The organism is Peribacillus kribbensis DSM 17871, assembly GCF_000430765.1.
GTDB lineage: Bacteria > Bacillota > Bacilli > Bacillales > DSM-1321 > Paraperibacillus > Paraperibacillus kribbensis.
Window position 1 is genome coordinate 1 of record NZ_AUMQ01000057.1, and the last position, 1,391, is coordinate 1,391.

Below are 1,391 nucleotides of genomic sequence, written 5' to 3' on the forward strand. Positions count from 1 at the left end.
TGGACTTCCGTCAAGAAAGTGGACACTAATTTTAGGATAACTTTTAAAATGATGGCTTGTTTTGTATAAACTAAATGTTTCCCTAGGTAGGAGAATTCACAGGTAGAAAGATTCCTTTTTTCTCGCAAGAATAAAATTAGGATATAGTAGATGTGTTTAACAAAAGGTGATTTCTCTCAAATTGATTAGGCGAGAGATACCCCAAAGTAGAATGTTTCCTTCTTTCATTATAAAAGTTAATCAAATAGCTTGTGACGGCAGAAATCGCCTCTTTACGTGTTGTGAAACGGTTTCGGTAAATGAGTTCCTTTTTAATCGTGGCGTGGAAAGATTCGATGCAGGCATTATCGTATGGATCTCCCTTTCGGCTCATACTGATTTGGATGTTGTGAGCTTTCACCACGTTTATATAATCTTTCGAACAATACTGAGAGCCACGGTCAGAATGATGGATTAAGTCACTGGTGGGCTCGCGGAGAGTGAGAGCCCTTTCCAATGCGATCCTGGGCAGCTCTTTATTTAAGTGCGTACCCATATTCCAGCCCACAATTTTGCGGGAAAATAGGTCCATGACACTGGCCAGGTAAATCCATCCTTCCAGCGTCCAAATATACGTAATATCAGTTACCCAAACACGGTCCGGCAGGGCAGCCTTAAAGGACCTTTTGAGGAGGTTAGGGTAGGTCTTCATGGAATGATCCGAATCTGTCGTCACCCGGTATTTCTCCTTGGGGGTGCCTCTTAAACTCATTTCCTTCATACGGCGGGCAACTGTTTTTTGAGAGATTTTATACCCCCATCCTCTTAGATCATGCCAAATACGCGGGCTTCCGTACGTGCCAAAACTTTGTGCATGGGACTGTTTAATCTTCCGGTCAATTTCCTGTTTTTTGGACTCTTTTTCGAGATTAGGATGATTTAGGCTCTTTAACCATTTATAATACCCGCTTGCGGAAACCCCCAGGACGGTACACATCTTCAAAATGGTATATTCATGACGGTGCTCATGAATAAAAGTAAAAATTACATGGGGTTTTTGGAGAAGATGTGCATGGCCTTTTTTAAGATCTCCACCTCCTCCTGCAATTCACGAATTTCTTTCAGATACCGCTCTTCCTTCTTGGCCAGCTCAGAAGGGGTCTGATAAGCTTCCTTGTCCTGTTTCCCTTTGTTTCTACATTCCATGACCCACTTATTCATGGTGCCATAAGGAATTTCAAGCTCTCGAGACAGTTCACTCATCTTCCTGCCTTCCTCCAGGACTAATTTAACGACGTATTCCTTGTATTCGGGTGAATAGGTTTTTCTCATTTATTAACACGCCCCTAAGATTGTTAGTTAAAGTATATAAAATTGTCCTAGTGACGTGTCCACTTTTTAGACTACCTTCA

General features: G+C 41.8%; 2 protein-coding genes. Both read right to left on the reverse strand.

Features of this window, described 5'->3' with window-relative positions:
• Positions 1-136: 136 nt before the first annotated feature.
• On the reverse strand, positions 137-1,087 hold the full coding sequence (locus H539_RS0111090) for an IS3 family transposase (protein ID WP_155890009.1): 951 nt from the start codon (positions 1,085-1,087) through the stop codon (positions 137-139).
• On the reverse strand, positions 1,024-1,311 hold the full coding sequence (locus tag H539_RS0111095; protein WP_026693563.1) for a transposase: 288 nt from the start codon (positions 1,309-1,311) through the stop codon (positions 1,024-1,026). Before H539_RS0111095 ends, H539_RS0111090 begins: the two co-directional genes overlap by 64 nt.
• Positions 1,312-1,391 lie beyond the last annotated feature (80 nt).

Bases quoted from the DNA above. Each gene is read 5' to 3' on its own strand.
- H539_RS0111095 (WP_026693563.1), bottom strand. From the start codon at position 1,311: ATGAGAAAAACCTATTCACCCGAATACAAGGAATACGTCGTTAAATTA.